This is a genomic window from Acetobacter sp. AC2005, assembly GCF_037901235.1.
GTDB lineage: Bacteria > Pseudomonadota > Alphaproteobacteria > Acetobacterales > Acetobacteraceae > Acetobacter > Acetobacter oryzoeni.
This window is the reverse complement of sequence record NZ_CP149629.1, coordinates 80,040-86,942: the sequence shown is the minus strand read 5'-3', so window position 1 is coordinate 86,942 and position 6,903 is coordinate 80,040. Positions and strand designations below refer to the sequence as shown.

The following is a 6,903-nucleotide window of genomic DNA, read 5'->3' as shown; positions in this document are numbered from 1 at the left end:
TCGCCCTCGCTCATGCACGATTGCGAAGGCTTTGCCTGGCGCCCTGACGAAACAGACAGCGCACAGGCCACATAGCTCCCACCAACACTGCCTTCTCAGGCCGTGACACCCTCACTGCGTTCAGAACCCGCCGCCAGAAGTAGAATATCGTCAATATTCCAGATCGGGCTCCTGTGGGATGACTGAATTCTACAAAATAACCCAAAATTTCCTCAAGTGTGAGAAATTCGCGTCGACCTGCTGCTGCATCGCGTCGACAGCCGCACCGAGGCGATCCGGGTGGCGACCGCCGTGCCGGTGCGCGACGTCAAACGCCTGACCCGGCTGCTGTGCGAGAAGATCGAAAACATTGATCCAGGGTTCGGCATTGAGCGCATGGTGCTGATCGCCTCACTGGCCGAACCGATGGACCGGAGGCAGACCGTCCTCCCTGATCGCCGAGGAAGAGGTCGACGTCTCCGACCTGATCGACACCTTGGCCAACCGTGTCGGCACGCAGGCGCTGTACCGGTTTGCCCCGGTGGAAAGTGACCTGCCTGAATGCTCCTTCTGCCGTGTGCCTGCACTGGCGCCTGAGGAGACGAAGGACTGGCCGGAGCACTGGCCACGCCCTACCCGGCTGCTGGCACGACCTGAGCCGGTACAGGCCATGGCGGAACTGCCGGACCAGCCGCCGTTATTTTTCATCTGGCGTGGTGTGCGGCGGAAAGTGAAGTGCGCTGACGGCCCGGAGCGTGTCTTTGGCGAATGGTGGAAGAATGACGCGGAACTGACCATCGCCCGGGATTACTTCCGGGTGGAGGATACCAGCGGCGAGCGGTTCTGGCTCTACCGGGCCGGCGACGGCGAGCACGGCGAGACCGGCTCACAGGGCTGGTTCCTGCATGGGATCTTCGGGTGAGCATCTCGGCACCACGCTACGCCGAACTGCAGGTCACGACCTATTTCTCGTTCCTGCGTGGAGCCTCGTCGCCGATCGAACTGTTCGAACAGGCTAAAGCGCTTGGGATCGAGGCGCTCGGGATCTGTGACCGCAATTCCCTGGCGGGCATGGTGCAGGCATACGGAGCCGCGAAGGCTACCGGCGTCCGGCTGGTCGTCGGCTGTCGCCTCGACCTGGCTGATTTCCCGCCGGTACTGGTCTATCCGACCGACCGCGCGGCCTACGGCCGGTTGTGTCGGCTGCTCACCATAGGCAAGGCCCGAGCCGGCAAAGGGAAATGCCATCTGCTCCGGGAGGATTTGGTTGCCTGGGGTGAAGGTCTGATCGTTATCATGATCCCGGATACGGCGGATGATGCCTGCGCCCTGCATCTGCGCAAGCTGAAAGACGCCTTTGCCAACCGGGCCTATCTGGCGCTGACCCTGCTGCGCCGCCCCAATGATCAGATGCGATTGTATGAACTGGCGAACCTGGCCCATCAGGCACGTGTGCCAACCGTTGTAACCAACGACGCGTTGTTCCACACCCATGACCGCCGCATCCTGCAGGATGTCGTCACCTGCATCCGCCACAACACCACCATCGACGAGGCGGGGTTTGTCCGCGAACGTCACGCGGACCGCTATCTCAAGCCACCGCAGGAGATGGCCCGGCTGTTTAGCCGTTATCCCGAAGCAGTGGCTCGCACCCAGGATATTGTGGAGCGCTGCCGCTTCTCGCTCGACGATCTGGCCTATCAGTATCCTGATGAAGTCTCCGCGCCCGGCCAGACACCGCAGGCGGCGCTGGAGGCGCTGACATGGGAGGGGGCGGCACGCACCTATCCAGAAGGCGTTCCGAATGACGTGGCGGAAACGCTCCGCCACGAACTCGGCCTGATCGGGCGTATGGCCTACGCGCCGTATTTCCTGACGGTGAACAGCATTGTCCGCTATGCCCGTAGCCAGGACATTCTCTGCCAGGGCCGCGGCTCAGCCGCCAATTCTGCCGTCTGCTACGTGCTCGGCATTACTGCCATCGATCCGGCCCGCAACTCGCTGCTGTTCGAACGCTTTGTCTCCGAAGAGCGGGGTGAGCCGCCGGATATCGACGTCGATTTCGAGCATGCCCGCCGTGAACAGGTCATCCAATGGGTCTATGAGCATTACGGCCGTAACCGGGCGACGCTGACGGCGGTGGTCATCCGCTATCGCGCCAAAGGGGCGCTCCGGGACGTCGGCAAGGTGATGGGGCTGCCGGAGGATCTGATCCGAACTCTCTCGGGCCAGATCTGGGGCTGGGGGCGCAAGCTGGACAATGACGCCCTGAATGACACCGGTATTGATCTGTCCGACCGGCGCATCCGCCTGACACTCGACCTGACGCGCTGCCTCATCGGGGTGCCCCGGCATCTGTCACAACATCCCGGCGGTTTTGTGCTGACGCATGACCGGCTGGATGAGCTGGTGCCCATCGAGCCCGCCTCAATGGAGGCCCGCCAGATCATCGAATGGGACAAGGACGATATCGACGTCCTGAAATTCATGAAGGTCGATATCCTGGCCCTGGGCATGCTGACCTGCATGAAGAAAGGGCTGGACCTGCTGGCCGAATACAAGGGCCAGCATTTCACGCTCCAGAGCATTCCGGCCGAAGATCCGCGCACCTACGCCATGATCAGGAAGGCTGACACGATCGGCGTGTTCCAGATTGAATCCCGCGCCCAGATGTCCATGCTGCCGCGTCTCAAACCGCGTGTGTTCTACGATCTCGTCATTGAAGTGGCGATCGTGCGTCCCGGCCCCATCCAGGGGGATATGGTCCATCCCTATCTCCGAAGGCGCGAAGGGATCGAGCCGGAAAACTATCCGACACCTGAACTGGAAAAGGTTCTGAAAAAGACGCTCGGGATCCCGTTGTTTCAGGAACAGGCGATGCAGGTCGCCATGATCTGTGCGGGGTTTACCGCCGCCGAGGCCGATCAGCTTCGGCGGGCCATGGCGACTTTCAAAAATACCGGCACGGTCTCGCAGTTTCAGACACGACTGATCGAGGGCATGCGCGCCAATGGGTATGATGAGGAATTCGCCGAGCGGATCTACCAGCAACTGGAGGGTTTCGGTTCTTACGGGTTTCCTGAGAGCCACGCAGCCAGTTTCGCCATTCTGGCTTATTCATCATCCTGGATGAAATGCACCCATCCGGACGTGTTTCTGGCCTCGCTCCTGAATTCCCAGCCAATGGGGTTCTATGCACCAGCGCAGCTTGTGCGTGATGCGCGCGAGCACGGCGTAGAAATCCGGCCTGTCTGTATAAATGCCTCACGTTGGGATAGCACTCTGGAAGAACCGGAGCGATCAGACGGGATGTTCGCCGTGCGGCTGGGCATGAGGCTGGTCAAGGGGCTAGCCAATGACGATGCGGCCCGGATTGTTGCTGCACGAGCGTCACGCCCCTTCACCTCGGTCGATGACCTGTGGCGTCGGGCCGGTGTGAAGGCGGCAGCCCTGACCCATCTGGCCGAAGCGGATGGGTTCCGGCCTTCGCTCGGGTTGACACGACGCGAGGCGCTGTGGGCGATCAAGGCTCTGCGCGATGAACCGCTGCCGCTGTTCGCGGCAGCGCAGGTGACAAAGGAAGCGAAAGAACCGGAAGTGCTGCTCCAGCCCATGCGCGATGGGGCCGAGGTGGTGCGGGATTACAACCGGCTTGGCCTGACCTTGCGGGATCATCCCTTGGCCTTTCTGCGCAAGGATCTTCAGGCAAGGGACATCATGTCCTGTCGGCACGCCTTGAACGCAAAGGATGGGAAGCGTCTCACCATGGCGGGGCTTGTGCTGGTGCGCCAGAGGCCCGGATCGGCAGAAGGCGTGGTCTTCATGACGCTGGAGGACGAGACGGCCAACATGAACGTCATCATCTGGGCCGATATGTTCGATGCAAACCGGCGTGTGGTGCTGGGCGGACAAATGCTGGCTGTGACAGGCATGCTCCAGAAGGAAGGTGACGTCGTGCATCTGGTCGCGAAGGAGATCACCGACCTGTCAGGCATGCTGGCGGACGTCGCGAACAGATCATTGCATGATGTCGACACACAACAGCAGGAGGCACATTCGGAACTTATCGCGGTGAAATCAAGAAATTTCCACTAACCTATACGTTGGAGTGATCAGTGGGCGGACATATCGTGTCGGTTTTCGCCTCTTCTCGGCCGTGTTCAGACTTGCTCAAAGTTTCGACGCGAATTTCTCACACTTGAGGAAATTTTGGGTTATTTTGTAGAATTCAGTCATCCCACAGGAGCCCGATCTGGAATATTGACGATATTCTACTTCTGGCGGCGGGTTCTGAACGCAGTGAGGGTGTCACGGCCTGAGAAGGCAGTGTTGGTGGGAGCTATGTGGCCTGTGCGCTGTCTGTTTCGTCAGGGCGCCAGGCAAAGCCTTCGCAATCGTGCATGAGCGAGGGCGAATTCGTGCTGGCTGGGAAACATGTCCGGCATGGACAGGACAATCCGACGGACACTGACCTTTACGATTGTCGCGATTTTGAGCAGCCGTGCGCGGATTGTGCCGCAGGTCGCCGCCTCCAGAGAGGTCTGCCCAAGGGCCATCTTTTGCAGAGCGGTCAACAGGACATAGGCTGCGGCCGAGAACCACAGTCGCAGCTGGTTGGCGCGGATGGTGTGGGACGATGTTCTGTCGGAGAACAGATCCATCTGGCATTCCTTGATGCGGTTTTCCATATCCCCACGGGCGCAGTAGATCTGTTCGTAAAGGTGACGCGGCTCGGACGTTCCCTGCGGCAGAGTGGTGACAATGAAACGGTGATAGCGGTTGCCATGGCGCCACTCGGCCTTGGCCACGACCCGTCTGCGGCGTGTCCAGCTGTCCTTTGTGATCCAGTCAAAGGAGGCAAAGCCGCGTGCCGCTTTGCCTGTTGTGGTGGCTGCGTCACAAACCTCGGCGGACAGGGAGGCAATCCGGTCATACAGGCGGGTGTTCCCCGCAAGCCCGAATAAAAAGTCAACGTGGTTGTCTTCGCACCATGTCATCAGGCTGTCGCGGGCGAAGCCACTATCTCCGCGGATAAGGATACGCACCCGGGGCCAGCGGCTCCTGATCTGTTTCACGATCCGGCTGATGTCTGCCAGCGCTTCGTTCCCCGGGTCCCTGTCTGCCGTGCGCAGGGTAGCGCTGAGGAGATGGTCTCCGCAGAAGATGTATAACGGCAGATAGCAGTTATGGCCGTAATACCCATGAAAGGCCCGGCCTTCCTGATGACCATGGATACGATCGTCGGTCGCATCCACATCCAGAATGATCCGGGCAGGCGCCCGGTCATGCTGATCCATGAAGAGTGTGACGAACAGCCCGGCCAGAGCCTCATGATCAGCAATGATACGACAGTAACGGTCTGCCTGCTGCCCACTGCGCTCCAACCGGTTCAGTGTAGATTTGCCAGCCAATGCTGCGCAGTTTGCCCGGCCTCCTGACAGACGGCCCGAGGCCAGACCAAAGATCAGGTCATGCCGCAGGGCATCGTGATCATTGAGATCTTCATAGCCCAGTGCCAGGCCCATGATCCGCTGACGGACAAGGTCTTCAACCCGGTATTCCACAAAGCCGGGATGCCGCTTATCGCGAAAACAGGCAGCAAAGCGGCGGCTGAGACCCAGAATGTCATCAGCCTGCTTCACCAGAATGACGCCCCCATCCGAACTCATGCGACCCCCGTCAAAACGGGCCACAACACGCCGTCCACAGGAGGCTGGAAACTCATACGCGCCTGCGCTACACTCTGTCTGCATCGGGTTCGTTTATTGCTTATGAAAATATCTTTTCTACAAAACAGACTTTTTCATAATCTGACCCGATGTACAACCCTTCCGTGAGATTTCCGCGTCGATAAGCAGACCTTCTATATCGGCGACGCAAGCCAGGCCGCCAGTTGCCGGACCATGGATCTGGCGACACGGCCGGCGCCCAGCAGCGTGGCGGATGCGGGCCCACACCAGGAGCCATAACCCAGCAGCCAGAGACGTGGCTCCCTGACGGCCTGCTGCCCGTTAACACGGATCAAGCCGTCCGGCTCGATCACGTCGAGTGATGCAAATACACCGAGCGCGGGTCGGAAGCCGGTACACCAGATGATCCTATCGATGGCTTCTTCCCGCCCGTCGGGCCAGACGACGCCCGTCGCCGTCACACGTACAAACGGGCGCACCGCGTGGAGCACGCCTCGCTCCCTGGCGGCGCACACAGGTGGGACCATGACGATATCGCCAAAGCCGCTGGTGGGCATGGCCGACGGGCCGCCGAGAACGCGAGCGGTCGCCCGCTCGAACAGGACCCGTCCGTCCACGTCATCGGGCAGAAAGATGGGATCATGCAGCGTGACCCATGTTGCCTGAGCGACAAGCGACAGCTCCGCCATAATCTGTGCCCCGGAGTTGCCCCCACCCACCACCAGTACACGTCGGCCGGCAAAGGGCGCGGCATTCCGGTAATGGCTGGAATGGAGTTGCGTCCCGCCGAAGAGGTCACGCCCCGCGACATCGGGAACAAAGGGGGCTGACCACGTACCGGTCGCCCCGATAACCGCACGGCCAAGAAAATCACCCGCGCTGGTTCTGACAGTCAGAAGTTTTCCGTTCGCGCGCTCCACACACTCGACCATGACCGGACGGCGGATCGGCGGCGCATAGCGCGCCTCGTAGCGGTGCAGATAGTCCAACACCTCGTCACGGGTCGGATAGCTGCCATCCGGCGTGTCTGGCATCGGCCAGCCGGGCAGCGAACTGTAGGACGCGGGTGAAAACAGATGCAGGGAGTCCCAGCCATGCACCCATGCACCACCCGCCTGCGTCCCGTTATCAAGAATGACGTAACGCAGTCCGGTCCGTCGTAGAAAATACGACGCGGCGAGGGCCGCCTGACCGCCTCCCACGATCACAACATCGAACTGTTCCGCCATTGCCC

General features: G+C 60.7%; 3 protein-coding genes and 1 pseudogene. 2 read left to right on the top strand and 2 right to left on the bottom strand.

Translation table 11 applies throughout. From position 1 onward, the window contains the following. Nucleotides 1–228: 228 nt before the first annotated feature. Both QQM41_RS15685 and QQM41_RS15680 read left to right on the top strand, forming a co-directional pair. Nucleotides 229–901, top strand: a pseudogene (locus QQM41_RS15685) (DUF6504 family protein); the annotation flags it as partial. A gap of 2 nt (nt 902–903) precedes the next feature. Beyond that, complete coding sequence (locus tag QQM41_RS15680) at nt 904–4,074, top strand: error-prone DNA polymerase (protein WP_408874588.1); 3,171 nt, start codon at nt 904–906, stop codon at nt 4,072–4,074. A gap of 272 nt (nt 4,075–4,346) precedes the next feature. Here the strand turns inward: QQM41_RS15680 and QQM41_RS15675 are convergent, their stop codons facing one another. Together QQM41_RS15675 and QQM41_RS15670 are read right to left on the bottom strand one after the other, a co-directional pair. Then, a complete protein-coding gene (locus QQM41_RS15675) occupies nt 4,347–5,732 on the bottom strand; it encodes an IS1380 family transposase (RefSeq protein WP_339078180.1) in 1,386 nt (461 codons plus the stop codon). A 110-nt stretch (nt 5,733–5,842) separates the two neighbouring features. Next, on the bottom strand, nt 5,843–6,898 hold the full coding sequence (locus QQM41_RS15670; protein WP_339078179.1) for an ArsO family NAD(P)H-dependent flavin-containing monooxygenase: 1,056 nt from the start codon (nt 6,896–6,898) through the stop codon (nt 5,843–5,845). Between the last annotated feature and the right edge of the window lie 5 nt (nt 6,899–6,903).

Bases quoted from the DNA above. Each gene is read 5' to 3' on its own strand.
- QQM41_RS15675 (WP_339078180.1), bottom strand. From the start codon at position 5,732: ATGCAGACAGAGTGTAGCGCAGGCGCGTATGAGTTTCCAGCCTCCTGT.
- QQM41_RS15670 (WP_339078179.1), bottom strand. From the start codon at position 6,898: ATGGCGGAACAGTTCGATGTTGTGATCGTGGGAGGCGGTCAGGCGGCC.